Source organism: Mycobacterium sp. NGS35 (assembly GCF_059812855.1).
In genome coordinates this window covers 141031-165412 of record NZ_JCALDL010000011.1, presented here as the reverse complement: position 1 = coordinate 165412, position 24382 = coordinate 141031, and the positions used below count along the sequence as shown (strand labels likewise).

24 protein-coding genes and 1 pseudogene are annotated in these 24382 nt (G+C 67.1%); 7 read left to right on the top strand and 18 right to left on the bottom strand.

Annotated elements, in window-relative coordinates:
* Nucleotides 1-183 precede the first annotated feature (183 nt).
* Entirely contained in the window at nucleotides 184-834 is a 651-nt protein-coding gene (locus tag AC5Y4C_RS17670; protein ID WP_499963970.1) for a hypothetical protein, read from the bottom strand.
* A 298-nt stretch (nucleotides 835-1132) separates the two neighbouring features.
* Here AC5Y4C_RS17670 and AC5Y4C_RS17665 point away from each other — a divergent pair, with 298 nt between their 5' ends.
* The 4 genes and pseudogenes from AC5Y4C_RS17665 to AC5Y4C_RS17650 all read left to right on the top strand — a co-directional run bounded on the left by AC5Y4C_RS17665 (nucleotide 1133) and on the right by AC5Y4C_RS17650 (nucleotide 5874).
* Complete coding sequence (locus AC5Y4C_RS17665) at nucleotides 1133-3409, top strand: hypothetical protein (RefSeq protein ID WP_499963969.1); 2277 nt, start codon at nucleotides 1133-1135, stop codon at nucleotides 3407-3409.
* A 105-nt stretch (nucleotides 3410-3514) separates the two neighbouring features.
* On the top strand, nucleotides 3515-4870 hold the full coding sequence (locus tag AC5Y4C_RS17660; RefSeq protein ID WP_499963967.1) for an ApeA N-terminal domain 1-containing protein: 1356 nt from the start codon (nucleotides 3515-3517) through the stop codon (nucleotides 4868-4870).
* 111 nt (nucleotides 4871-4981) lie between these two features.
* Nucleotides 4982-5436, top strand: a pseudogene (locus tag AC5Y4C_RS17655) (type II toxin-antitoxin system Phd/YefM family antitoxin).
* 3 nt (nucleotides 5437-5439) lie between these two features.
* Nucleotides 5440-5874 (top strand): type II toxin-antitoxin system VapC family toxin, encoded by a 435-nt coding sequence (locus AC5Y4C_RS17650; RefSeq protein ID WP_499963965.1) that lies wholly within the window; start codon nucleotides 5440-5442, stop codon nucleotides 5872-5874.
* Nucleotides 5875-6151: 277 nt separating this feature from the next.
* Here the strand turns inward: AC5Y4C_RS17650 and AC5Y4C_RS17645 are convergent, their stop codons facing one another.
* Entirely contained in the window at nucleotides 6152-6277 is a 126-nt protein-coding gene (locus tag AC5Y4C_RS17645; protein WP_499911678.1) for a hypothetical protein, read from the bottom strand.
* A 53-nt stretch (nucleotides 6278-6330) separates the two neighbouring features.
* On the opposite strand from AC5Y4C_RS17645, the gene AC5Y4C_RS17640 reads away from it, so the two are divergent.
* Nucleotides 6331-6897: a dihydrofolate reductase family protein gene (locus AC5Y4C_RS17640; RefSeq protein WP_499963963.1), complete on the top strand. Its 567-nt coding sequence runs from the start codon at nucleotides 6331-6333 to the stop codon at nucleotides 6895-6897.
* Nucleotides 6898-7114: 217 nt separating this feature from the next.
* On the top strand, nucleotides 7115-7615 hold the full coding sequence (locus AC5Y4C_RS17635) for a DUF4383 domain-containing protein (protein ID WP_499911676.1): 501 nt from the start codon (nucleotides 7115-7117) through the stop codon (nucleotides 7613-7615).
* 106 nt (nucleotides 7616-7721) lie between these two features.
* Here AC5Y4C_RS17635 and AC5Y4C_RS17630 read toward each other — a convergent pair whose 3' ends face one another.
* Nucleotides 7722-8141: a DUF2784 domain-containing protein gene (locus AC5Y4C_RS17630; protein WP_499963961.1), complete on the bottom strand. Its 420-nt coding sequence runs from the start codon at nucleotides 8139-8141 to the stop codon at nucleotides 7722-7724.
* A 58-nt stretch (nucleotides 8142-8199) separates the two neighbouring features.
* Between AC5Y4C_RS17630 and AC5Y4C_RS17625 the strand changes: the two genes are divergently transcribed.
* Nucleotides 8200-8874: a phosphoribosyltransferase gene (locus AC5Y4C_RS17625; protein ID WP_499950195.1), complete on the top strand. Its 675-nt coding sequence runs from the start codon at nucleotides 8200-8202 to the stop codon at nucleotides 8872-8874.
* Nucleotides 8875-8876: 2 nt separating this feature from the next.
* Here the strand turns inward: AC5Y4C_RS17625 and AC5Y4C_RS17620 are convergent, their stop codons facing one another.
* The 15 genes from AC5Y4C_RS17620 to AC5Y4C_RS17550 form a co-directional block, all read right to left on the bottom strand.
* On the bottom strand, nucleotides 8877-9194 hold the full coding sequence (locus AC5Y4C_RS17620; protein WP_499950193.1) for a DUF308 domain-containing protein: 318 nt from the start codon (nucleotides 9192-9194) through the stop codon (nucleotides 8877-8879).
* A 15-nt stretch (nucleotides 9195-9209) separates the two neighbouring features.
* Complete coding sequence (wag31, locus tag AC5Y4C_RS17615) at nucleotides 9210-10040, bottom strand: DivIVA-like cell division protein Wag31 (RefSeq protein ID WP_499911672.1); 831 nt, start codon at nucleotides 10038-10040, stop codon at nucleotides 9210-9212.
* A 164-nt stretch (nucleotides 10041-10204) separates the two neighbouring features.
* Nucleotides 10205-10495, bottom strand: a complete 291-nt coding sequence (locus tag AC5Y4C_RS17610; protein WP_499911671.1) for a YggT family protein — start codon at nucleotides 10493-10495, stop codon at nucleotides 10205-10207.
* A 72-nt stretch (nucleotides 10496-10567) separates the two neighbouring features.
* Nucleotides 10568-11218: a cell division protein SepF gene (locus tag AC5Y4C_RS17605; RefSeq protein ID WP_499911670.1), complete on the bottom strand. Its 651-nt coding sequence runs from the start codon at nucleotides 11216-11218 to the stop codon at nucleotides 10568-10570.
* On the bottom strand, nucleotides 11215-12003 hold the full coding sequence (locus AC5Y4C_RS17600; RefSeq protein ID WP_499914710.1) for a YggS family pyridoxal phosphate-dependent enzyme: 789 nt from the start codon (nucleotides 12001-12003) through the stop codon (nucleotides 11215-11217). The genes AC5Y4C_RS17605 and AC5Y4C_RS17600 overlap by 4 nt, the downstream gene beginning before the upstream one ends.
* Nucleotides 11991-12698 (bottom strand): peptidoglycan editing factor PgeF, encoded by a 708-nt coding sequence (gene pgeF, locus AC5Y4C_RS17595; protein WP_499911668.1) that lies wholly within the window; start codon nucleotides 12696-12698, stop codon nucleotides 11991-11993. Before pgeF ends, AC5Y4C_RS17600 begins: the two co-directional genes overlap by 13 nt.
* Nucleotides 12699-12709: 11 nt before the next feature.
* Entirely contained in the window at nucleotides 12710-13846 is a 1137-nt protein-coding gene (gene ftsZ, locus AC5Y4C_RS17590; protein ID WP_499911667.1) for a cell division protein FtsZ, read from the bottom strand.
* 132 nt (nucleotides 13847-13978) lie between these two features.
* A complete protein-coding gene (locus tag AC5Y4C_RS17585; RefSeq protein ID WP_499950186.1) occupies nucleotides 13979-14809 on the bottom strand; it encodes a cell division protein FtsQ/DivIB in 831 nt (276 codons plus the stop codon).
* Nucleotides 14806-16239: a UDP-N-acetylmuramate--L-alanine ligase gene (gene murC, locus AC5Y4C_RS17580; protein ID WP_499914729.1), complete on the bottom strand. Its 1434-nt coding sequence runs from the start codon at nucleotides 16237-16239 to the stop codon at nucleotides 14806-14808. Before murC ends, AC5Y4C_RS17585 begins: the two co-directional genes overlap by 4 nt.
* A 38-nt stretch (nucleotides 16240-16277) precedes the next feature.
* On the bottom strand, nucleotides 16278-17411 hold the full coding sequence (murG, locus tag AC5Y4C_RS17575) for an undecaprenyldiphospho-muramoylpentapeptide beta-N-acetylglucosaminyltransferase (protein ID WP_499914727.1): 1134 nt from the start codon (nucleotides 17409-17411) through the stop codon (nucleotides 16278-16280).
* Nucleotides 17405-18910 (bottom strand): putative lipid II flippase FtsW, encoded by a 1506-nt coding sequence (gene ftsW, locus AC5Y4C_RS17570; protein ID WP_499963958.1) that lies wholly within the window; start codon nucleotides 18908-18910, stop codon nucleotides 17405-17407. Before ftsW ends, murG begins: the two co-directional genes overlap by 7 nt.
* A 5-nt stretch (nucleotides 18911-18915) precedes the next feature.
* Nucleotides 18916-20322, bottom strand: coding sequence for a UDP-N-acetylmuramoyl-L-alanine--D-glutamate ligase (gene murD / locus AC5Y4C_RS17565; protein WP_499911664.1), 1407 nt, complete (start codon nucleotides 20320-20322; stop codon nucleotides 18916-18918).
* A 1-nt stretch (nucleotide 20323) separates the two neighbouring features.
* On the bottom strand, nucleotides 20324-21403 hold the full coding sequence (mraY, locus tag AC5Y4C_RS17560) for a phospho-N-acetylmuramoyl-pentapeptide-transferase (protein ID WP_499911663.1): 1080 nt from the start codon (nucleotides 21401-21403) through the stop codon (nucleotides 20324-20326).
* The gene (locus AC5Y4C_RS17555; RefSeq protein ID WP_499950180.1) at nucleotides 21400-22890 is read right to left on the bottom strand and encodes a UDP-N-acetylmuramoyl-tripeptide--D-alanyl-D-alanine ligase; all 1491 of its coding nucleotides are present in this window, start codon (nucleotides 22888-22890) and stop codon (nucleotides 21400-21402) included. The genes mraY and AC5Y4C_RS17555 overlap by 4 nt, the downstream gene beginning before the upstream one ends.
* Nucleotides 22887-24374, bottom strand: a complete 1488-nt coding sequence (locus AC5Y4C_RS17550; RefSeq protein ID WP_499963956.1) for a UDP-N-acetylmuramoyl-L-alanyl-D-glutamate--2,6-diaminopimelate ligase — start codon at nucleotides 24372-24374, stop codon at nucleotides 22887-22889. The genes AC5Y4C_RS17555 and AC5Y4C_RS17550 overlap by 4 nt, the downstream gene beginning before the upstream one ends.
* Between the last annotated feature and the right edge of the window lie 8 nt (nucleotides 24375-24382).

Genomic DNA, 24382 nt, shown 5'->3' with positions numbered 1-24382 from the left:
CCCTCGGACACAATTTCTTAGCTACACAGCCGGAAAACATGCTCCGAACTTGGCCAGGGCGGCGTTTCTGTATTTGCTGACGTCGATTGGGCATCGCGTTGATGTCCGAAATCTGTCCTACCGCCAGTACGCCCGCCGTTGGGCTGCCGTGGGCATTTACACCTGGCAGCACAGCTGGAGTGCTTACACCTCAATCGGCGTCTGGTTTTCTGGGTTCAGTGCCGCGAACAGCTTGATCTGTCGGCGCACCGACATCGGCCGCCGCTCGATCGCTGCCAGGCCGTCCAGCAGCACGTTGATGTCTGCGAGCGCTTTCTCGAGCCACGACCTCAGCACGTTGTACTTGATCTCATCCACGTGCGGGATGAAGGCGGCGTCGTTCCTTGGAGCGTGGTGCGCTACTGCGAGCGCGGCAAGGGCGCTACCGATCGACTTGATGACCACCTCGATCTGCTCGGGTGTAGGCACCATGAACCGGTGCTTCTTTGCGTTCAGATACGTCCGTAGTTCGTCTAGATCTGCCTCAACGGGGCTTCCGGGAAGGAGGCCTCGATCCACGTTGTCGACTGCTCGCACTAAAAGGAACTGCGAGTTGAGCCGCGCTCGCAGTTCCATACACAGAGCTGCCTGGCGTTCGTCGAAAGGAGCGCTCTTCGCATTGTGGTTGGCGCGGATGGTCAGCAAGATACCGAAAGCGGTCATGACCAGGCCAAAGACGGTTGAGATGACGGTGAAAATGTGCATGCTGCGGAGTGTATGAAAGCACGGTGCACGCACCCGAGGTCTGAAACGACCACTGCGGTAAGACAGCCACGCAGGGCTCTCAGATCCCATTGCTTCTCTGCTTGCGGCGTCTTCCCGAAAGAAGCAGTGAGGGCACACCGCGTGTCCTCGAACATCGAAGAATCGAGAACCAACAGTGAGCTGCGGATATTGCGGCCATCGGGGCTTCCACACTCAGTTGATTCCACTGGGGCCGGGCCGTCTCGACAGTGCGGCGACTGCGCACGCGGTCAGGCAGGTGCAAGGCCCACCACCGGTACGTCCCGCTAGCGGAGCGGCCGACCTCGGGGCCGGTCGATCCGGCCCCGAGACTCCGACCAATGCCAGTGGCCGCCGTTACCCTGCTGCGGTGGAAGATATCGAGCGACCGGCGCCGGCCGAGCTCCGAAGTGGTGAGTTCGGTTCGGCGTGGTCATTGCTCGACGCTGCGACCAACGCTGTGCGTGAGATGGCGGGCGAGTGGAACAACCTCGTTAGAAGCGAGCTGTTCAGAAGCAATGTCTACATCGACGACGACGGGATGGGCCACCTCGACGTTCTGATCGACGAATATGAGGGTTACCGGCTTGAGCCTCTTGAGGAAGTGGCCGGGCGGTTCGCCGATGCATTGCTCGGGTGCGCGCGAGAAGCTGTGCTCGCTGCAGAGCAGTGTGTTTCCCGGCCGTTGCGCTCACCCGGTGGTGAACACCTCCCCCGATTCCCCCTTTTCGGCACAGTGTCTGAGTTCGTTGGCTTCCTCGACTCAGGTGCGCTCTCGGGGTTGAGGCCCGACCAGATCCAGCTCATCGAGCAGTTCCAGCCCTACTACCGATGGCACGTTTCTGATGATGCCCGTCAGCCAGTTCAGGCGGTGCTGACGCGGTTGTTCAACCTCGCCAGCATGCGTGAAGAGAATGGCCGCCCTGTGGTTGCGTTCTGGGCACATTCGGCCAGCCCGATGGTTGAAGTTGACCCGCCTGCGGTTGTGAGCGACCTCCAGTGCTTGCCCGACGGTGTTCTTGTCGATTGGCATCGGGTCGCCACTTTTCGCCCGCCGCCCGGTGCGACCGGCGTTCGGGCCAACCCCGATATTGCCTTCGATCCCATCCTCAACGTGGAACCCTGGCCTGAGGATCCCGACCACAACATCGATGTCCAGTGCCGTGCACTGTTACGGATGGTCGAGGCACTGATTTGTGCATTGGAACGCTCGGTTGGTTTACGAGCGCCGTTGACCGAGGGGCGTTTTCGCCTCGTTCCGATCGAGGAAGATCCGGTGTGGGCACGTGTGGATATCGAGGACGCGCCGGATATCGAAGAGGGTTTGCGCCGGTCCGATCTCGGCTTGGCGACCTACCGCGCCGGCGACGACTTCATCATGGTGATCCAGCGCCCTGACGGAGTCTATGGCCGCATCGTGCCGGTGGCGGAGCCACTCGATCAATCCCTTGAGCGTGGCACAGCAGCCGAGGACGCGAGCCGGGATTCGGCATCCCGTTGGGGATTATCGGACTTCGTTTTCCAGCCTGAGACCGTCCAGCGCGGCAGTGCCACTCGAGAAGTCGGCGATGGAACTATCGTGTGCGGCGATCGCGGCCTTGCGGTCCAAGTCAAGGCGCGGACCAAGGCGACCGCGCAGCCTGATCGCGAGCGCGCATGGATTTCGAAGAAGGCCAGGGAAGGCGCACGGCAAGCCAGCGGGTCAGTCCGGACTGTGCGGCGCGATCCCACGCCGCATGTGAACGCGCGGGGACGCTCGATCACCGTCGACGGCAACGCCATCGAATGGGTGGGCGTCGTTGTCATCGACCACGACACTCCCCCAGACGATGTGTCGGCCTATGAACAGAACGTCCCGATCCCCTATGTGGTTGTCCTTCGGAGGGAGTGGGACTTCCTGTTCAACCATCTCCGTTCTACGACCGCCGTCGTCGACTACATGCACCGGATCGCCACTGAGCAGGTCGCGCCCGGTGAACACGTTGCGAATTACTACGAGTTGGCCTTGGCCGACGAGCAGAGTCCGCACGATGTGTCAGGATCACGAATCCCTGCCTCCCCCGGTGACCCCGCACTGCGAACGTCGCATCCGGTCTTGCCTCTTGAACCGGCCAGTGCCGCAGACGAATACGGTGCACGGATGTACCGTCAGATACTTGAAGATATTGCGCTCAGCCCGTGGGATCGCGAGGAATCCGACCGCGTCAACATTCTGCACCTGCTCGACAAACTCCCAGTCGCTGAGCGCGCGGTCATGGGGCGCCGACTGTTGACGCACATGAGCAGGGCGCCGCATGTGAAGTTAGGCACAGCTCACTGGGATTTCCGACGTTATCTATTGGGCAACGCCGACCTGCATCTGGGATACGCCGTGTGCAACCAATTCACGGACTTGCACAATGAAGCCTTCAGACAGTGGGTCCTGCTACGTCATACCGAATGGGTCACGACGCTCGAGCCCGACAGGCGTCGCCTTTCGGCAACCGTCGCTGTGATGCTGACGCCGCGCCATGACCACGTACGCCCCTGGGACACAACACTTTACGCCATGTTCGGAGAAATCCCTCTCGACCCCGAAGAGCTGGCAGCGATGCAACGTCTGTGGAACAACCCCCAGAACATGGCAGATCAACTGGGCCTGGAATGAACTCGCGCCAGTCGCCGTACTGCCTGTTAGCTACGGGGCGCGCGGCCCGGGTTGGGTGGCGTGTCGCGCGTGCCGCCTCCGGCCTGTTGGTGCAACGATCCGGTCATGGGGGATCGACTGCGTGAAACGATGGATGGGACACTCGGCCATTTCTGGATGAATTTCGGCGATGTGTACAACCTCGACAAGGCAGCAGATGGCTACGTGCGGCTAGCCGAGGACGACCTATTCCACATCGGCACTTTGCGCACTCGCCAGTACAACAGCGAGTTCGGCACAAACCGCGAGCGACTTGCTCTGCCAGACACGATCTACGCGATGACGAACGTGACCCGTTCGATCTTCTTCGATATCGCCGGCATCTCGCAGTCGAACGTGATGGGGGAACGAGCTTCCACCCAAACTGTTCGGACACGCGGTGTGATAGTGAACGTGCCCCTTGCGGCGCTCAAGGATGACAAGTTTCTCGCCGTCGAGCTTGAGATTCCACAGGTGACCAGATGGGCGGGGCTAACCAGCATTCGCGAGGGAATCGTTCCTCCCAGCGGTAATCGGGGGAAGCAATACCAGGCCGAAACGGTTGAGGTGGATCCTCTTGAATTGGACATCAGGCCCGGTTTCAACTTGAAGCTGCAGTCGACCTGGCACGTCGACGGCCCTGACGACCGGCGAACGATCAATGCGCCGCTCGTGGTGGGGACAACAAGCCGCATACCGCGGAAGTGGCACGACCACCTTGTGCCGCTGCTGGCCGTCCAAGATCTGATCAATCTCGCCCACGACGGATTCGTGCCAGCGGAGCAAGCGAGGGTTGACTTCAAGATCGAAGACGACGGCAGCCCCCGCGGCTCTGCCACACTTTGGAACTCTCGACTGATGGCGCTGCCGCGCCAAGGCGGTATAACGAGCCCGAAGTCGATGACGGAGGTCCCGTTGTTCTACCTCGGTCACATCGGCGGCGTTAAAGGGCTCCGCAACTGGATCCGTCTTGACCACGAACACGGGCGTGCGACGGGTCCGATTACGAACACATACAGGTACGGCCGCACCGGCATAGAGGTCCATCTAATCGAACTGGCTGTCGGGATGGAGTACTGGACCAACCTCCACAAAAAGCTAGGGCGAGCCTGGGCGCAACCGCGTCGCCTACGAAAGAAGACGAAAGAACCGCTACCAATGTCGATCGGGCGCCACGTTGGTCCGGCTTTTTCAGACTTCGTCGGTGACCTAAACAAGTGGAGCCAACTGTTCTGGGACGCCTACACCAGCTTGAAGCACGCTCCGTCATATGAATACGATCCAAGGGATATCGAGGTGCTTGGCGACTCAGGCCAACTGTTACTACTGGGAGAGTTGTTGAATCGGGTCGCTGGCAACAGGACGCCAATGAATGCGATCACCAGCAGTCACCGCACACAGCACCTCAAGCAGAGAATTCAAAAGCTCGTTGCTGCAAGCTAGACCCGGCGTCCGACACCGAGGCGCTGCCGTCGCCATGCAGCTGACCATGAACGCCAGCTGGGACGAAGTCCCACCGGGGACGGCAAACACCTTCCGCCGCAACACCTTCGGATGCAGCTTGGACGAAAGGCGACCAACCACCATGACATCGACCGTCCCGGCGTCGCCAGCACCGCGGACGAATCGGTGTATCGGCCCGTTGCCACCTCGCCTCAGGCTTGCGCAGGTCAATCTCTCAGGTCGTCGTTGCCGCGCTCAGTAGTGACATGTACAAATCACGGCTCAGTGAGTGTACAGTTCACGGTATGGAGGTATCCGTGACCGAGTTGCGCGCGCACCTCAGCGATTGGCTCAATCAAGTTCGGGCTGGTGGTGAGGTCGTCATCACCGACCGCGGGATTCCGGTCGCGCGACTCGCTGCGCTGGACAGCGCGGGCACCTTGGAGCGTCTCACGGCCGAAGGCGTGATTGGCAAGGCCACCGCGCAGCGGCCCGTTGCTGCGGGACGGTCCGGACCCCGACCGCGGCGGCCGGTGTCTGACCGGGTCAGCGACCAGCGGCGCTGACCGGTGCCGCTCGTCTACTTCGACGCCAGCGCCTTCGTCAAACTTCTCACCACCGAGACAGGGAGCTCGCTGGCGTCCGCTCTATGGGACGGCTGCGACGCCGCATTGTCCAGCCGCCTGGCCTACCCCGAAGTCCGCGCCGCACTCGCCGCAGCAGCCCGCAATCACGACCTAACCGAATCCGAGCTCGCCGACGCCGAACGTGACTGGGAGGACTTCTGGGCCGCCACCCGCCCAGTAGAACTCACCGCGACGGTTGAACAGCACGCCGGCCACCTCGCCCGAGCCCATGCCTTACGCGGAGCCGACGCTGTCCATCTGGCCAGCGCGTTGGCAGTCGGCGACCCCGGCCTGATCGTCGCCGTTTGGGACCGACGCTTGCACAACGGAGCCCAAGCCGCCGGGTGCCGAGTCGCCCCCGCCCAACTCGACCCCTAGCCCGCCGCCGGACATTGGAGTGAGTCAACCCCAGCACTGACGACGATCAAGTACCGATTCGCCAGGTCGCAACCCGTGTCGCAGATGGCCAAGTCCCCCTCGGACACAACACCGAAAAATGCATCGTCGCAGCTAGATAGCGGTCTTCCTTCGAGGGCGACGACGGTCTGCGGGCGCTTTGGACACACTTTTCTATTTCGCGTCCAGATTGACCGCTACCGCGTCGAGGTCCGAGTCGAACAAGTCGGCGTATATCCTCAGCGTGACGCTACCCCGGTTATGCAGCCATCGCTGCGGCCCGTTCGTCGTCGCCGACCGCGATGTACCGCTCCGTCGTCGCGACGCTCGAATGCCCAAGCAGCGTTTGCACCGCGCGGAGGTTCCGGAATTCGCGGTACGTCATAGTGGCGAATCGGCGTCGCGATGAGTTTTGCCCTGCACTACAGTCTGATTTGCATGGGCAAACTCATCTATGCCTTCAACGTTTCGGTGGACGGGTACATCGCCGATGCACAAGGCAACATCGGCTGGTCCGAACCGAGCGAAGAACTGCACCAGTCCTGGAACGACTTCGAGCGGGAAACCGCCCTGGCGTTCTACGGGCGCCGGCTCTACGAACTGATGTCCGCGTACTGGCCGACCGCCGACAAGGCCCCGGACGCAACCCCTTTGATCGTCGACTTCGCCCGCATCTGGCGCGACATGCCCAAGGTCGTGTTCTCGCGCACCCTGGAGTCCGTCGATTGGAACTCCCGCCTGGAACGCGGCGGCCCGGTCGAGGTGGTGACGAAGCTGAAAGCCGAAACCGACGGCAGGCTGGAGGTAGCCGGCGCGACGCTGGCCCGATCGATCGTGCAGGCCGGACTGGTGGACGAATACCGGATCGTGGTCGCGCCCACCGCCGTGGGCGGCGGCATCCCGTTCTTCCCGGCCCTGCCGTCATGGATCCGGCTGCGACTGTTGGAGAACCGCACCTTCCCGGGTGGCACGGTCCTGCTGCGCTACGAGGCGAAACACGACTGATCGGGCATACACAGGCAGGGCCCAGCACGATGTCGCGTCGCACGCCGGTGGTTCGCAGCCCTGGCGCTGCTGCTCGCAAGGCACGCCGATGACCTGCTCGGTACCGCTCAGAGATTTCATGCCGGGGCAAAATAACTCTGTTGCCTAGCTTCCGTCCGGGTGGCTGTGGGTACTCCTGGGCTGCTCGGTTTCACACACGCCTGACGAAGGGAACGCCATGTCAGCGCCTAATGCGCCGGCCATTTCGCCTCGCAAGGTCCGGTGGGCCACGGTCCAGGTTTTCGCATTAGCGATCGCGGTGGTGTTCCTGCTTGTCGGAATCCTCGGGTTCATACCGAAAGTGACTGTCGGCTACGACACGATGACCTGGGCGGGACATGCCTCGAACGCGAAACTTCTTGGTGTGTTCGATGTTTCGGTGCTACACAACGTGATTCACTTGGCGTTTGGCATTCTCGGGATTGTGATGGCTCGAACGTTCAACGGTGCCCGTGTGTATCTCATTGGCACCGGCCTGGTGTACGCCGCCCTGTTCGTCTACGGCATGCTTGTCGACCGCGAAAGTTCGGCGAACCTGGTTCCAGTGAACGACGCAGATAACTGGCTGCATCTGGGTCTGGCTGCAGCGGCTCTGTTCTTAGGCTGGGCTTTTGGCCGCCAAGGCGTCAACCGCCCACTGGGCGGGATCAGCACGGGAGTATTCGTCGGCAAGGGGTGACACGTGCGGGTCGTTGCTTCACCAAGAATGCGACGTTGATCATGCCGAACTCGGTGACGTATGAAAACGGTTATGGCACAAGATGATTCGTAACCGAAACATGCTGTCATTCATCCCGTTGTCGGCGGCTTAGGGGTCGCCTGGAAGAACCCGCCGAGGACGATCTCGTCGCCCGCCTCCGGTTCGGCACCGCCGCCGCGAACAACACCCATGACACAAGCACCAGCATGAACACCGTCGCCTGGACAAGCACCGCCGCGCCAGCTGGGTAGAGCACCCCGGCGATGTAGTGGTCGATGAAGCCCGCAGACGGCAGCTGCGCCATACCGGCATGCGCACGCGCCCATCGCTCGGCGTCGGTCAGTGGACAAGGGAAGTGCAGCAGGACACTGCCCAATCCCCACAACACCGTGAGCACGTGCAGCGCGATCGTGCGCGGCCACCGCAGCGCCAGGAAACCGCCGACGACGAGGTAGGCGAGGAACATGAAGTGGACGGTCGCCACCACGACGACGGCGATGAACACTCCTCCACTGTGGCACGCGGGCCCCGATCGAGAGGACACTAGGACGCGGAGGATCGCAATGCGACGATTTTCTGGCCTGACCCGCGGCGCCGGCACACCCTACGCCGACCGCCGTGAAGCCGGGCGCGCCCTGGCCGCCGCGCTCACGACCTACCACGGCACACCCGATCTCTTGGTGCTGGGTTTGCCGCGCGGCGGCGTGCCCGTCGCATGGGAAGTGGCCGCCGCCCTGCACGCGCCGCTCGACGTGTTCGTCGTCCGCAAGCTCGGCGCACCGCGCTGGGAGGAACTGGCCGTCGGTGCGCTGGCCAGCGGCGGGCTGGTGGTGCTCAACGACGAGGTGGTGCGCAGCTTGCACATCAGCGAAGAGCAGCTGCAGCAGGTGATCGAGCGGGAAAGCGCCGAACTGACGCGCCGGGAGAGCGCCTACCGGGGCGGCCGACCGCCGATCGACTTGGCGGGCCAGACGGTCATTCTGGTTGACGACGGGATCGCCACCGGCGCAAGCATGCTGGCCGCCGTGCGGGCCGTGCGCGCCGCAAACCCGGCGAAGATCGTCGTCGCGGTTCCGGTGGCGCCGCCAACAGCATGCCGGCAGCTGGCCGAAGCCGCCGACGACGTGGTGTGTGTGGCCACACCGCCGTCGTTCATGGCGGTCGGCGAGTACTACCGCAACTTCAGCCAGACCTCAGACGACGAAGTGCGCAAGCTTCTGGCCACCCCGACCTGCTGAGGTCAGCGCTCGGTCTTGTCTTCCTCGGCCACCGGCGCCTTCTCGTCGCCGGCACGCTCTTCGTCGGGGTATTCCTCGTCGAACTCCTGCGCCTCGGCCGGGGACTCCTCCGGGGCCTCTTTCGGAGTCTCCTCTGCGGAGTCCGCGGCAAGCGTGGTGTCGCGTTTCTGCCGCTCGCGCACGGCATCCACGATGAGCAGGATCACGCCGATCACACTGGCTCCGATGCACACCCACGCGATCACCTCGTTGCTGGTGACGACCGCAGTCACCAAGGCGGCAAGGCCGATCACGGCCATGACCAGTGCGACGATCAGCATTGATCAGCCTCGGGGCTAGTTGCCCCTGTTGTACTGATTGAACGCGCCGCTGTCGCTGTTGGCGCTCGAGTCGACGGGAGCGGCGGAGCCGCGCTGACCCAGTTCCTCCAGCTGCGACTCCAGGTACGTCTTGAGCCGGGTGCGGTATTCACGCTCGAACGTGCGCAACTGCTCGAGCCGTCCTTCCAGCACCGTGCGCTGCTGGTTGATGGTTCCCATGATCTCCGAGTGCTTGCGTTCGGCATCGGCCTGCAACGCGTCGGCCTTCTCCTGGGCTTGGCGCAGCTGGGTCTCCGAGCGCATCTGCGCGTCTGCGAGCATCGCCTCGGCGCGCTGGCGCGCCTCGGTGACCGTGGTCTCGGCCTCGCGCCGGGCCTCCGAAAGGATCTGGTCGGCGTTGGCGCGGGCGTCGGCGAGCAGCTTGTCGGCCTCCGCCTTAGCGGTGCTGGTCAGCCGGTCGGCGGTGTCCTGGGCCAAGGCCAGCACGCGGGCGGCCTTGATGTGGGACTCTTCGTCGACGGGGCCGGGCGCAGCGGCCGGCGTGGGCGGCGCCTCGTACGCGGGCTGCGGTGCCTCGTAGGCGGGCTGCTGGGGCTCGGGCTGCTGCTGCTCATACAGCGGAATGGCCTGAGTGGTGGCCGCGCCGTTGCCAGACCGCGCGCCGGCCAGCTCTTGCTCGAGCTCGCCGACCCGCTGGCGCAGATCCGTGTTCTCCTCGATCAGTCGCGTAAGCTCGGCCTCGACGAGATCGAGGAACGCGTCGACCTCGTCCTCGTTGTAGCCGCGTTTGCCGATAGGCGGCTTGCTGAATGCGACGTTGTGCACGTCGGCGGGCGTTAGCGGCATTTTCTGCCCCCTCAAAGTTCTGGACGGTCGAAGCTGATCTAGGAGTGTAGACCGTGGTCGGTGCCCGGACTGTAACTGCCGTCCATCCTGTCACATCAGAACCGCCGGTTGCAGGCGAGGATAATAATTAAGAAGGAATTTCAATCTCTGCGGCGCGCCATGTTTTAGGCGCCGGCATTGAACGCCAGGTTCATTCCAATGAAGGCGACCAGCAGCAGGACCATGATCGAAAGGTCGAAGCGGACCGCGCCGACGGTGAGCTGAGGAATGATGCGCCGCAACAGCTTTACCGGCGGATCGGTGACCGTCAGAATGATTTCGAGGATCACCACCGTGACACCCCGCGGCCTCCAGTCCCGGCTGAACGAGCGAATGAATTCGATGACCACGCGGGCGATCAGCAGCAGCCAGAATAAGAACAGCGCGAAGCCCAAAATGTCGAAGAACAGCCGCAACAGGCCCGACCTCACTAGAGACGTAGACGACAGCGCCCCCCGAATAGGGAGCGCTGTCAGCCTACCGATGGCTCACTGGTAGGCGTAAAAGCCCGCCTCAGCGATGCGCCGGCGTTCCTCAGCGCTGACGTCGACGTCTGCCGGCGACAGCAGGAACACTTTGGTGGCCACCTTGTCGAAGGAACCGCGCAGCGCGAACGCCAGGCCGGCGGCGAAATCCACCAGCCGCTTGGCGTCGGCGTTGTCCATCGACACGAGGTCCATGATCACCGGGGTGCCGTCACGGAACCTCTCCCCGATGGTGCGTGCCTCGCTGTAGTCCTTCGGCCGCAGCGTGGTGATTTTCGACAAGGGGCTGCCGGCCTCGAACAGCTCGGCCATCCGACGGGGGTCCATCGCCAGCGAGCCGCGGGTAGCGCCACGCAGCGCACCGAACCGCGAGCGACCCATTTCCGGCGGCCGGTCGAATTCGCGCGGCCGGAACCGCGGCTCGTCGTAGCCGCGGTACGACGGCGCGTAGTCGTCCGCGTCGCGATCGTCGTAGTCGCGATCGCGAGCTTCGTAGCGACGACTCGGGCGGTCATAGCCGTCGTCGCCGAACCTCTCCGAATGCGGCCGGCGCGGATAGCTGCGTCCGCGGTCCTCGTCGTCGTAGTACTCGTCGTCGTAGTCCTCCATCGGCGCCATGCCGAAGTAGGCCTTGACCTTGTGAAGCGTACTCATCGGTGACCCTTTCGGGAGGCTCGTGGTTGACGACTACTTGATGTTGGTGTGACAGGAGTGACTACTGCAGGTGACGATAAAGGCCGCGGTCCCAACAACGCGGTACCGACACGCACACAGGTGGAACCGTGTTTCACGGCAGCCTCCAAGTCGTCGGACATGCCAGCCGACAGGCCTGAGGCTTGCGGATGGGCGCGAAGTACCCGCTGATGCTCGGTGTGCAACCGCGCGAACGCCCGCTCCGGATCCCAGCCCAGCGGCGGTACGGCCATCAACCCGACCAGCGACAGGCCCGCCGCGGAAGCCACCGCGTCGCACACGTCGTCCACGAGCTCAGGCCGGCGTACGTCCACCCCGCCGCGCTGCGGATCACCGTCGAGGCTGACCTGCACAAACACCCGCAGCGGCGGCCCGCTGACGGCGCGGTCCAACGCCTCGACGAGTCGAATGGTGTCGACGGAGTGCACGGTGTCGGCCCAGCGGGCGATCGAGCGGGCCTTGTTGCGCTGAATCCGCCCGACCATGTGCCAGTGCACGTCTTCGTCGACGAGCTGGGCGACCTCGGCAGCCTTCGCCGCGGCCTCCTGGTCGCGGGATTCGCCGACGGCGCGGCAGCCGAGCCGGGCCAAGATCGCGACGTCAGAGGCGGGGAAGAACTTGGTGACCGGCAGCAGGTCGACGTCGGCCGGGTCGCGGCCCGCCGCCGCGGCGGCGTGGTCGATCCGCTGGCGCACGGCCGCCAACGAGCGCGCCAATTGCTCTTGGCGTTCGGTCATTCCATCCATATGACGGAGGCGAGCCGACCTGTCGTCGCTTGTCTGCGGTGACTGAACAGCTTCGGGTCGTCGACCGTGCAGCGCGGGTCGATGTCGATCGCCTTCACCCCCAAAGCGCTGAGCTGACGAGCAATTCCGGCCCGCAGGTCCAATGCCGCAGTGCCGCGCCGGCTGGTGGTGCGGCTACCGGGCAGCGCGGCTTCGACCTCGGCGGCCATCTCCTCGGGCACCTCGTAGTTGGCGCCGCTGACGGCGGGGCCCAGCAGCGCCGAGATGTCGTCGGGGTGAGCGCCCGCAGCCTGCATCGCCTCCAGCGTGCGTGCCACCACACCGCGCTGGGCGCCGACCCGGCCGGCATGCACGGCCGCCACCACGCCGGCGCGCGCATCTGCCATCAGCACCGGGACACAGTCGGCCGTCACCACCGCCAGCGCCAGCCGTAGTGTCGTCGTCAGCAGCGCGTCGGTGTCGTCGACCGGCCTGTCCCGCGGCCCGTCGACACGCGTCACCCGATCGCCGTGTACCTGATTCATCCAGATCAGCCGGTCCTCGTCGAGCCCGATCGCCGCGGCCAGCCGTTTCCTGTTGGCGGCCACCGCTTCGGGATCGTCGCCGACGTGGTCGCCGAGGTTGAACGTGTCGAAGGGTGGCCCGGAAACGCCGCCGTCGCGGGTAGTAGTCACCCGCCGAACCCGAATGGTCACGCAGCCAGTATTTACCGGCGCATGAACGGCGGCACGTCGACGTCGTCGTCATCGTCGCCGCCGATGCGCACGGTCGCACCGTTGGTGTGCGCGGGAACGGCGGCCGGGTCACCGGGCTCGAACAGCGTGGAGGTGACCTTGCCGGCCGCACCGGCCGCTACCTTCGCACCGGCACCCACCACGGGCTTCGCGTGCCTGGCGCTGACCGCGTCAAAGCCCGCGGCGATCACGGTGACCCGCACCTCGTCGCCCAGCGAGTCGTCGATGACCGTGCCGAAGATGATGTTGGCGTCGGGATGTGCGGCTTCCTGCACCAGCGACGCGGCCTCGTTGATTTCGAACAGCCCCAGGTCGCTGCCGCCCGCGATGGACATCAGCACGCCCTGCGCGCCTTCCATCGACGCCTCGAGCAGCGGCGAATTGATCGCAATCTCAGCGGCTTTGAGCGCGCGGCCGTCGCCGCGGGCCGAGCCGATACCCATCAGCGCGGTGCCAGCGCCGCTCATGATGCCTTTGACGTCGGCGAAGTCGACGTTGATGAGCCCCGGCGTGGTGATGAGGTCGGTGATCCCCTGCACGCCGTTGAGCAGCACCTCGTCGGCGCTGCGGAACGCATCCATCAGCGACACGTGCGCGTCGCCCATCTGCAGCAGCCGGTCGTTGGGGATCACGATCAGCGTGTCGCAGCTCTCCCGCAGCGCGGCGATCCCGCCCTCGGCCTGCGCGCCGCGGCGCTTGCCCTCGAACGAGAACGGCCGGGTGACGACGCCGACGGTGAGCGCACCGAGTTTGCGAGCGATGCTGGCGACGACGGGGGCGCCGCCGGTGCCGGTCCCGCCGCCCTCGCCGGCGGTGACGAACACCATGTCGGCGCCGCGAAGCAGCTCTTCGATCTCGTCCTTGGCGTCTTCGGCGGCCCGGCGCCCGACTTCCGGGTCGGCGCCCGCGCCGAGTCCTCGGGTCGAGTCGCGACCGACATCGAGCTTGACGTCGGCATCGCTCATCAGCAGCGCTTGCGCGTCGGTGTTGATGGCGATGAACTCCACGCCCTTGAGGCCTTGCTCGATCATCCGGTTGACGGCGTTCACGCCGCCGCCGCCGATGCCGACGACTTTGATGACGGCGAGGTAGTTATGCGGGGGGGTCATCAATAGCCTTCCTCCCAACCCTCAACCTCAACCAGAGGCTTAGAGTTATGTCAAGTAGTTCCGCGCAACCAGAACGGTATGGCCGCATGCCGCGCTATCCGCGCAGGCGCGCCGATTCGAAAGCAGGAATTTCTATTTGACCGTCGGCAGGTCGGGGCTCGACACGTCGTAGGTGTGGCCTGGCCGGGTCAGCAAGGCCGCCAGTTTCTCGGCCTTCTCGTCGGTGCGGTCGTTGGTCCCCCAGATCACCACGCGCCCGTCGGCAAGTGTGAGCGTGATGGAGGCGACCGACGGCGCGGCGATACGTCCCACCTGCCCGGCAACCTCGGGCCGCAGTGCAGTAAGCACGGCCAGCGCGGCCTTCGTGGGCGGATCGCTGGGACCCGGATGGTCGACGTCGAGGTACGGCACACCCGGCGGCGGCGGCGCGGTGGCGAAATCCACGCCGTCACGGTCGAAGAGATGCGTGCCGTCCGGCATGTCCTTGACCGCCACCGGGATTCGCTCCACCACCGTGACTCGCAACGACGACGGATACTCGCGCTGCACGCGTACCGAGGCCACCCGGCTGATAGTCGCCACGCGGTTCGCGACCTTGCCGGTGTCGACCTGGAGCAGCGGCGTGCCGTGCGGTATTGCCACCGCCGCGACCACTTCCTCGCGCGAAATCACCTGCAGGCCATCGATATTCAGATTGCGCACCGACATCAGCGGCGTGAAGTACAACACCAATCCGAGGCCGACTGAGATGACGGTGATGACCACCGCCCATACCAGCACCTTGAGCCCCCGGACCACGCCGCGCCGGGGCGGTTGAGAGGCAGTGGCCGTGGCGGTGACTTTGCGCTTGGCCTCGCGGCGCGCGTCCTCGATCGCCCGCGCCCGGGCTGCCGCGGCGCGACGCTGCTCGCGCTCCCGGCGGGCACGTCGCCGCGGTCCCTCTTCCAGCAGAGGCTCGGTCATCCGCTCACCCCGGAGCGGCGAGGCGCGCTGCGGTTGGCCTTGACGTGCAACGAGTTCACGATCTCCGGCCCCAGCATCGTGATGTCGCCGGCGCCCATCGTGACCACCACGTCGCCGGGCCGCGCCGCCTCTGCCACCCGATCAGGCGCCGCCGCGAAATCCGGCACGTAGGACACGGGGACGCTGACGTGCTCGGCGACCATCGCCCCGCTGACTCCGGCCCGGGGCTGCTCTCGCGCGCCGTAGACGTCGAGCACGAACACCAGGTCCGCGTCGTCGAGCGCGGCACCGAACTCCCGCGCGAAAAGCTCAGTGCGCGAATACAAATGGGGCTGAAACACCGCGATCGCGCGGCCGCTGCGGTCGGCGGCGCGCGGTGCCTGCTCGATCAGCGCACGCACCGCCGCCAGCGTCGCGCGGATTTCGGTGGGATGGTGCGCGTAGTCGTCGAACACCCGGACCGAGTCGGCGACGCCCACCAGGTCGAACCGGCGGCGTACTCCCTCGAAACCGGCGAGCCCGTCGAGCACGCACTCGGGTTCCGCGCCGGCGTCGACTGCCGCCACCAGCGCACCCAGCGCATTGAGCGCCATGTGCCGCCCGGGCACCGACAGCCGCATCACCCTGCGCCGCGACTCACCGGCCAGCTGCACCTGAGCGACAGCGCCGGTGCCCTGCTGCTCCCAGGACAGCAACTGCCCGGCCAGCGGCAACGAAGCGTCACTGCCGTAGCGCAGCACCCGAACTCCCTTGTCCGCCGCCCGCTCGGCCAGCGCCGCCGCACCCGGGTCGTCGACGCACACCACAAGCGCGCCGCCGGGCGCAACGCGGTCGGCGAAGTCGTCGAACACCTTGGTGTAGGCCTGCGCGCTGCCGAAGAAGTCGAGGTGGTCCACGTCGATGTTGGTCACCACCGCGACGTCGGGCGTGTACTCCAGAAGCGAGCCGTCGCTTTCGTCGGCCTCGGCGACGAAGTAGTCGCCGCTGCCGTGATGCGCATTGGTGCCGGCCTCCCCCAAGTCGCCGCCGACAGCGAACGACGGGTCCAGCCCGCAGTGCTGCAGCGCGACGATCAGCATCGACGTGGTCGACGTCTTGCCGTGCGTGCCCGTGACCATCACTGTGCGGTAGCCGTCCATGAGCTTGGCCAGCACCTTCGGCCGCAACACCACCCCAATGCCGCGCCGGCGCGCCTCGACGAGTTCCGGGTTGTCCTTCGGAATCGCCGCGTGCGTGGTGATCACCATGGTGGGCCCGCCCGGCAGCAGGTCCAGCGACGCCGGGTCGTGGCCGATGCGGACCTCGGCACCGCGGGCCCGCAGCGCGAGCACCGCGCGCGACTCCTTGGCGTCCGAACCCGACACCGCGGCACCGCGGTCGAGCAGGATGCGCGCGATCCCGGACATCCCTGCCCCGCCGATGCCGACCATGTGAACCCGCGCCAACTCGGAGGGCAACGGCCGCACGGTCACCGTCGCCCCGCTTTTTTCGGCGGGCGGGCGTCGCGCGCGAGGTCTAGCGCCACCCGCGCCACCCGCTCGGCGGCGTCGCGATGGCCAACAAGCGCCGCCGCGGCCGTCATCGCGGCGAGGCGGGGCCCATCGGTGAGCAGCTCGGTGACGGTCTGTGCGACGAAGTCCGGCGTCAGGTCTTTGTCGTCGACCAGCAGGCCCCCTCCGGCGTTGACCACTGGCAGCGCGTTGAGGCGTTGTTCGCCGTTGCCGATCGGCAGCGGCACGTACACGGCCGGCAGCCCCACCGCCGATACCTCGGCCACGGTCATCGCTCCGGACCGACAGATCGCCAGGTCGGCGGCCGCGTACGCCAGGTCCATGCGATCCAGGTAGGGCACCGCGAGGTAAGGCGGATCGCCCGGTGCGGGCTCCGGCAAGTCCAGGCGATTCTTGGGGCCGTGCGCATGCAGCACCGAAATGCCTTCGGCAGCAAGGTGTTTCGCGGCACCCGCCACAGCCCGGTTGATGGACGCCGCACCCTGCGAGCCGCCGAAAACCAGCAGCACCAGCGCGTCGTCGTCGAACCCGAAGAACGCCCGCGCCTGCGCGCGCACGGCCATGCGGTCCAGCCCCGTGATCGACGGGCGCAGCGGCACGCCCACCACCTCGGCGCCGCGCAGGCCCGCGTCGGGCACCGCCGCCAGCACGCGTTGCGCATGTCGTGCGCCGACGCGGTTGGCCAGGCCCGCACGGGCATTGGCCTCGTGGATCACCACCGGCACGCGGCGCCGGCGCGCGGCAAGGTAGGCCGGCAACGCCACGTACCCGCCGAAGCCGACGATCACGTCGGCGCCCACCGCGTCGAGGATGGCGCCTGCCTCACGCACCGCCTGCCGGATCCGCAGCGGAAGGTGCGCGAGGTCGCGGCTGGCTTTCCGGGGCAGCGGCACCGGCGTGATCAGCTCGAGCCGATACCCCCGCTCAGGCACCAGGCGGGTTTCCAGCCCCCGCGCGGTACCGAGTGCGGTGATGCGGACATTCGGGTCCAGGGCCTTCAGTGCGTCGGCGACGGCCATGGCGGGCTCGACATGGCCAGCGGTACCGCCGCCGGCGAGCACGACGGAGACCGCCTTATTGCCGTTCACCAGCGGCGGGCACCGATGTTCTTCGCGCTACCGGTCATGGCTGCCTCTCCTGAAGTTCTGCTGCGCGCACCTTCACCTCGGCTGGTGCGGCGCCGGCCGTTGTGACGCTGGCCGACTCTATGATGCCCTGACCGTCGCGACCCACTTGCCGCGACCTTCGTCGGCGTCGTGGGCTTCGCGGGCTTGTTGGGCTTCGTGGGCTTCTTCGACTTCTTCGGCGTTTCGGCGGAGGGCCGCGACCGCAGCCGGTCGCGCAGCGCCTCGGTGCGGCTGGGCACGTACGGCTCGGGCAGGGCCAGCCGCAGCAGCCGATTCATCTTGTCGTCGCGGCCGGCCCGCAGCGCCGCCACCGCCTCCGGTTCGTGCCGGGCCGCGTTGGCGATCATGCCCATGATGAAAAGCGTTGTGGCCGTTGATGTTCCACCGGCGGAGATCAGGGGCAGCTGCAAACCGGTGACCGGCAACAGCCCGATCACGTAGCCCACATTGATGAAGGCCTGGCCCAAAACCCACATGGTCACGGTCGCCGACAACAGCCGCAGGAACGGGTCGGCCGAGCGGCGCGCCACCCGCATCCCGGTGTAGGCGAACAGCCCGAACAGACACAGCAACCCGAACGCGCCGACGAACCCGAGCTCTTCGCCGATGATCGCGAAGATGAAGTCGTTGTGGGCGTTGGGCAGGTAGTTCCACTTCGCGGTGCCCTGGCCCAGCCCGTCGCCGAATACGCCACCGTTGGCCAACGCATACTTGGCCTGACGGGCCTGGTAGCCGGAGTCCTGCGGGTCGGCGCCAGGGTTCAGCCACGACCGCACGCGGTCGGAGCGGTACCCCTCGGAGACCGCGAGGATGGCGCCGGCGCTGATCGCTGCGAACAGTGAGCTCAGGAACACCCGCAGCGGCAGGCCGCCGTACCACAACAAGCCCAGAAGGATGATCGCCAGCGACACCGTCTGCCCGAGGTCGGGCTGCGCGACGATCAGGCCGAGTGCGATCACCGCGGCGGGCACCAGCGGAATCAGCATCTCGCGCAGCGACGCCCGCTCCATACGGCGGCCGGCCAGCAGGTGTGCGCCCCAGATCGCGAACGCGATCTTGGCCAGCTCCGAGGGCTGCATGGACAACCCGGCGATGACGAACCAGCCGCGAGATCCGTTGGAGTAGTGCCCGATTCCGGGCACCAGCACGAGCACCAGCAGAAGGATGGTGAACGCGAAAGAGAACGACGCGGTGCGCCGCATCACCCGAACCGGAACCCGCAGCGCGATGTAGAACCCGACGAGCCCGATCACCGTCCAGAGCACCTGGCGGCCGAAGATCACCCACGGCGAGCCGTCGTCGTCGTAGGACCGCACCCCCGACGCTGACAGCACCATGATCAGCCCCAGCGACGTGAGCAGCGCGACGACGGCGATGACGAGGTGAAACGAGGTCATCGGCCGGCCCAGCCACGCACCGACCCCGTTTCCCCGACTACGAAGTCGGGCCAGCGTGTCGCGCATCGCCACTACCGGGTCGCGCCGCGGACCGCGGCAGCGAAGGCGTCGCCGCGGTGGGCATAGCCGGTGAACTGGTCGAACGACGCCCCGGCCGGGGCCAGCAACACCGTGTCACCGGGCCGGGCCAGGCGGCGGGCCGCTGCAACGGCCTCGGCCATCACTCTTTCCCCAACAGACTCACTGGCCTCTTGCACCACAGCATCGTCTCCCGTGGTGACCTCGACGACGGGGACATCCGGGGCGTGTCGCGATAACGCGTTGGCAACTACGGCCCGATCCCGGCCCAGCAACACCGCGCCGACCAGCCGATTCGCCACTTCGCGCACCATGTCGTCCACCGAAGCGCCCTTGAGCAGGCCGCCCGCGACCCACACCACCCGCGGATAGGCCGTGATCGACGCCTGGGCCGCGTGCGGGTTGGTGGCCTTGGAGTCGTCGACGAACGTGACGCCGTCGACGACCGCGACCACTTGAGCGCGGTGCGGGGCCACCCGAAACGACGCCAAGCCCGCAGCGATCGCGTCGGCGGGCACGTCGACCGCGCGAGCCAGCGCTGCGGCGCCCAGGGCGTCGAGCACACCGACCGGCCCCGGCACGGGAATCACCGACTCGGCGACCAGCGGCAGGTCCATCGCGAAAGCACGGTCCGTGAGCGTCCCGTCGCGAACCCCGAGCTCGCCCGGTGCCGGCTCCCCCAGCCGGAAGCCGACGCGTATCGCGGCCGGGGCGTCCTGCAGCAGCCGGGCGGCCACCGGATCGTCGACGCCGGCGACCGCCACCCGGCCGGTCAGGGCCCGGGCCTTCGCGGCCGCGTAGTGCTCGAACGAACCGTGCCAGTCCAGATGGTCCTCGGCGACGTTGAGCACCGTGCCGGCCTCAGGCCGCAGCGACGGCGCCCAGTGCAGCTGGAAGCTGGACAGCTCGACTGTGAAGAACTCGGCGGGCTGGTCCAGGACGTCGAGCACCGGGCTGCCGATGTTTCCGCACAGCACGCTGCGGCGCCCGGCCGCCAGCAGCATCCCGTGCAGCATCGACGTGGTGGTGGTCTTGCCGTTGGTGCCGGTGACCACCAGCCAGCGGCGCGGCGGCCCGAAGCGTCCGGACGCATCGAGCCGCCATGCCAGCTCGACGTCGCCCCAGATCGGCACGCCGCTGGTGGCGGCGGCCGACAGCAGCGGGGTCGTCGGGGAAAATCCCGGGCTGGTGACCACCAGATCGAAGTCGGCGATCCGCTCGGCGGCCTCGCTGGTCCCCACCACGATCGCCGGTTCGGACAGCCGCTGCAGCGCCTTGGGGTCGTCGTCACAGATGTAGAGCCGTACACCCATCGGTGTCAGCGCGGCGCTCACCGCCCGCCCGGTGATCCCTGCGCCGGTAACCAGCACCCGCGTGCCAGGTTCGAGGACGTCGGCCATCTCAGTCACCTATCGCGGCAAGCCATTCGCCGTAGAACAGAGCCACGCCCAGCCCGCACGCGATCGCGGTCAGCAGCCAGAACCGGATGATCACCGTGGTCTCGGCCCACCCCACCAGCTCGAAGTGGTGATGAAACGGCGCCATCCGGAACACCCGGCGGCCGGTAGTGCGAAACGCCAGGATCTGTAGCACCACCGAGGTGATCTCCGCGACGAACAGCGCACCCAGCACCACCGCGAGCAGCTCGGTGCGGCTGCTCACCGACAGCCCGGCGATGATGCCGCCCAACGCCAGCGAGCCCGTGTCGCCCATGAAGATCTTGGCCGGCGCAGCGTTCCACCACAAAAAACCGATGCACGCGCCGGCCGTCGCCGCGGCGACCAGCGCCAGGTCCAGCGGATCGCGCACGTTGTAGCAGCCCAGCCCGGGGTGCGTCGAGCAGGCGTTGCGGAACTGCCAGAACGTGATGATCACGTAGGCGGCGGTCACCATCGCCATGCACCCGGCGGCCAGCCCGTCGAGTCCGTCGGTGAAGTTCACCGCGTTGCTCCAGGCGCTCACCAGCACCACACAGAACAGCACGAACAGCGCCGGCGGCAACGTCACCGTGGCGACCTCACGCACATACGAAAGCTGCGCACCCGCCGGGGTGAGCCCGTCGCCGTTGCGGAACTGCAGCACCAATATGCCGAACAGGATCGCTGCGACGATCTGCCCGACAGCCTTGGCGGTCTTGTTCAGCCCGAGGTTGCGGGCCTTGCGGACCTTGATCAGGTCGTCGACGAACCCGACCGCGCCCAGCGCGGTCGCCAGCCCCAGCACAAGCAGCCCGGACGCCGACGGTCCGCGGCCGTCCAGCGCGAGGCCGACCAGGTGAGTGCCGAGGTAACCGGCCCAGATGCCGGCGACAATCGCGACGCCGCCCATCGACGGCGTGCCGCGCTTGTGCTTGTGCGTGGGCGGACCGTCGGACCGAATCTCGTGGCCGAACCCTTGCCGCGTGAAGAGGTTGATCAGCAGCGGGGTGAGCAGGATCGACACCGTCAGCGCAATGCCGACGGCAATGAGGATCTGCCTCATGCCGTGCTGTCCGCCAGCGCCCGGGCCAGCGCGCCCAGCCCGGCCACGTTCGAGGCTTTCACCAGCACGACGTCACCGGGAGCCAGTTCTGCGCGCAGCAGTGCAAGCGCAGCGTCGGCGTCGTCGACCATGGTCACCGAAGTCGTCTGGGGGCCGCCCGAGGAACCCTCCATGACCGCTGCCTGATGCATGGCGCGCATCGACCTCCCGGTTCCGACGACGACGAGTCGAGAGACATCTAATCGCACGGCCAGTCGCCCGATGCGATCGTGCTCAAAAACCGCGTCGTCGCCGAGTTCGCCCATCTCGCCCAGCACGGCCCAGCTGCGGCGCCGACCGCTCGGCCGGTTCGCCATCCAGGACAGTGCCTGCAGCCCGGCCCGCATCGAGTCCGGGTTGGCGTTGTAGGCGTCGTTGATCACGGTGACGCCGTCGGCGCGCGTACTCACCTCCATCCGGTGTCCCGACACCGGGCCCGCGGTGGCGAGCGTGTTCGCCACCTGTTCGGCCGTGGCGCCGCACTCCAGCGCCACCGCCGCCGCGCACAGCGCATTGGTGACCTGGTGTTCGCCGTGCACGGCCAGCCGCACGGGCACGTCGGTGCCGGCGGCGTGCAGTGTGAAGCTGGGCCGGGCCAGCTCGTCGAGCGTGATTTGGTCGGCCCACACGTCAGCCGGTCCGGTGCGGCTCACTCTCACCACGCGGGCGGCCGTCACCTCGGCCATTGCGGCGACTGAGGGGTCGTCGACGTTGAGAACCACCACGCCTGACGGCGGAACTGCTTGCGGCAGTTCGGATTTCGTTGCAGCGATGGCCTCCCGCGAGCCGAACTCACCGAGGTGGGCGGTGCCGACGTTGAGGACGGTCGCCACCGACGGCCGCGCGATGGCGGCCAGCTCGGCGATGTTGCCAGGCCGGCGCGCGGACATCTCCAGCACCAGGAAGTCGGTGTCGGGCGTGGCGCGCAACACGGTCCAGGGGTGGCCGAGCTCGTTGTTGAACGACCCTGGCGGTGCGACCACCTGCCCTAGCGGCGCCAACAATGCGGCAATCAGGTCCTTGGTCGAGGTCTTGCCCGACGAACCGGTGATGCCGACGATCGTCAGTCCACCGGCCACCAGCTCCGCAGCGACGAACGCGGCGAGCCTGGCCAGCGCGGCCAGCACCGCGGCGCCGGAACCGTCGGTGTCGTGTTCGAGCACACTCGCGCCCGACTCCCTCTTGATCGGTTGCACGACGATCGCCGGCACACCGACCGGCCGCGCGGCCAGTACCGCCACAGCGCCCGCTTGCACGGCGGCGGCAGCGTGATCGTGTCCGTCGGACCGCGCGCCGGGCAGCGCAAGAAACAAGCCGCCGGGGGTGACCTTGCGGGAGTCGAACTCGACCGTGCCGGTGATGCGCAGCTGTGCGGCGTCCGCGGGCGAGACATCAGCCAGCTGGCCGCCGACGATCTCGGCGACCTGAGCGACGGTCAACTCGATCACGCCGTGGAGGTTATCGCGCTCAGCGCCGCGGCAAGCTCCTCGCGGTCGTCGAACGGGCGGGTGACGCCTTTCACGGTCTGACCCGTCTCGTGCCCCTTGCCGGCGACCAGCACGACGTCGCCGCGGCGTGCCCACCTCACCGCGTGCGCGATCGCGGCACGCCGGTCGCCGATTTCGACCACTTCCGCCGCCCGGCCGGCTTTCTCGGCGCCGCTCAGGATTGCCGCGCGGATGGCGGCAGGGTCTTCGCTGCGGGGATTGTCGTCGGTGACGACGACCAGATCGGCCAGCTCAGCGGCGATGCGGCCCATGGCTTTTCGCTTGCCGGGGTCGCGGTCGCCGCCAGCACCGAACACCACCGCCAGCCGGCCGCTGCTGTGCCGGCGCAGGTTCTCCAAGACAGCCTGCAGCGCGCCCGGCTTGTGCGCGTAGTCGACCAGCGCCAGGAAGTCCTGCCCGCGGTCGACCGGCTCCAGGCGCCCGGGCACCCGCGCGGCGGCCAGCCCCGGGGCCGCCTGCGCGGGCGCCACACCCACTGCATGCAAAAGGGCAAGGGCCAAAAGGGCGTTCGTGACGTTGTATCGGCCGGGCAGGGCTATCGCGATCGGGTGCCGGTGGCCCTCGGGGTCGACGGCCACGAACTGCTGGCCGCCGTCGGGCCGGGCGCGGATGTCGGTCGCGTACCAGTCGGCGGTGCCGTCGACGCTGACTGTGACCGGCTGCACCGCACGAGCCGCCATCTGGCGGCCGGCGTCGTCGTCGACACACACCACCGAGACGGCTGCCCGCAGCGGCGAGTCGGCGGCGAACAGCCGCGCCTTGGCCTCGAAGTAGGCCTGCATCGACGGGTGGAAGTCCAGGTGATCGCGGGACAGGTTGGTGAAGCCCGCCACCGCGAATCGCACACCGTCCACGCGGCCGAGCGCCAGCGCATGGCTGGACACCTCCGTCACCACCACCTCCACGCCGCGGTCTGCCATCTGCGCGAGCAGCGCTTGCAACGCCGGCGCCTCGGGCGTGGTCAGCGCACTCGGCTGGTCCACGCCGTCGACGCGGATGCCAACGGTCCCGACAAGCCCGGCACGCCGGGCGGCCGACCGCAGCCCAGCCTCGACGAGGTAGGTGGTGGTGGTCTTTCCGGACGTGCCCGTCACGCCGATGACGGTCAGTTTGGCCGACGGGTCGCCGTACACCAGCGACGCGGCGGCGCCGAGCACGGAGCGGGGATCCGGGTGCACGAGCACCGGCACGTCGACCGCCAGCATCGCCGCGCCCACCGGGTCGGTGAGCACCGCAACGGCGCCGGCCGCCACGGCGTCGTCGGCGAACGAGGCGCCGTGCACGTTCGAGCCGGGCAGCGCGGCGAACAGGTCGCCGGGGTGTGCGTCTTGCGCGCGCAGGGTGACACCGGTGACGGCGACGTCCGCGCCGGGCGGGGCGTCGGCGCCGACGCGGGCGGCGACTTCACGCAGCTGGACGGACACCGTCAAAC

Coding starts and splice junctions, on each gene's coding strand:
- wag31 (WP_499911672.1), bottom strand. CDS start 10,040: ATGCCGCTAACGCCCGCCGACGTGCACAACGTCGCATTCAGCAAGCCG.
- murD (WP_499911664.1), bottom strand. CDS start 20,322: ATGGCCGACGTCCTCGAACCTGGCACGCGGGTGCTGGTTACCGGCGCA.
- murC (WP_499914729.1), bottom strand. CDS start 16,239: ATGGTCGGCATCGGCGGGGCAGGGATGTCCGGGATCGCGCGCATCCTG.
- AC5Y4C_RS17620 (WP_499950193.1), bottom strand. CDS start 9,194: ATGCTGATCGTCGCACTGGTCATGGCCGTGATCGGCCTTGCCGCCTTG.
- AC5Y4C_RS17660 (WP_499963967.1), top strand. CDS start 3,515: ATGGGGGATCGACTGCGTGAAACGATGGATGGGACACTCGGCCATTTC.
- AC5Y4C_RS17670 (WP_499963970.1), bottom strand. CDS start 834: ATGGGATCTGAGAGCCCTGCGTGGCTGTCTTACCGCAGTGGTCGTTTC.
- AC5Y4C_RS17635 (WP_499911676.1), top strand. CDS start 7,115: ATGTCAGCGCCTAATGCGCCGGCCATTTCGCCTCGCAAGGTCCGGTGG.
- AC5Y4C_RS17605 (WP_499911670.1), bottom strand. CDS start 11,218: ATGAGTACGCTTCACAAGGTCAAGGCCTACTTCGGCATGGCGCCGATG.
- AC5Y4C_RS17625 (WP_499950195.1), top strand. CDS start 8,200: ATGCGACGATTTTCTGGCCTGACCCGCGGCGCCGGCACACCCTACGCC.
- AC5Y4C_RS17645 (WP_499911678.1), bottom strand. CDS start 6,277: ATGACGTACCGCGAATTCCGGAACCTCCGCGCGGTGCAAACGCTGCTT.
- AC5Y4C_RS17585 (WP_499950186.1), bottom strand. CDS start 14,809: ATGACCGAGCCTCTGCTGGAAGAGGGACCGCGGCGACGTGCCCGCCGG.
- AC5Y4C_RS17640 (WP_499963963.1), top strand. CDS start 6,331: ATGGGCAAACTCATCTATGCCTTCAACGTTTCGGTGGACGGGTACATC.
- ftsZ (WP_499911667.1), bottom strand. CDS start 13,846: ATGACCCCCCCGCATAACTACCTCGCCGTCATCAAAGTCGTCGGCATC.
- ftsW (WP_499963958.1), bottom strand. CDS start 18,910: ATGCGCGACACGCTGGCCCGACTTCGTAGTCGGGGAAACGGGGTCGGT.
- mraY (WP_499911663.1), bottom strand. CDS start 21,403: ATGAGGCAGATCCTCATTGCCGTCGGCATTGCGCTGACGGTGTCGATC.
- AC5Y4C_RS17600 (WP_499914710.1), bottom strand. CDS start 12,003: ATGGATGGAATGACCGAACGCCAAGAGCAATTGGCGCGCTCGTTGGCG.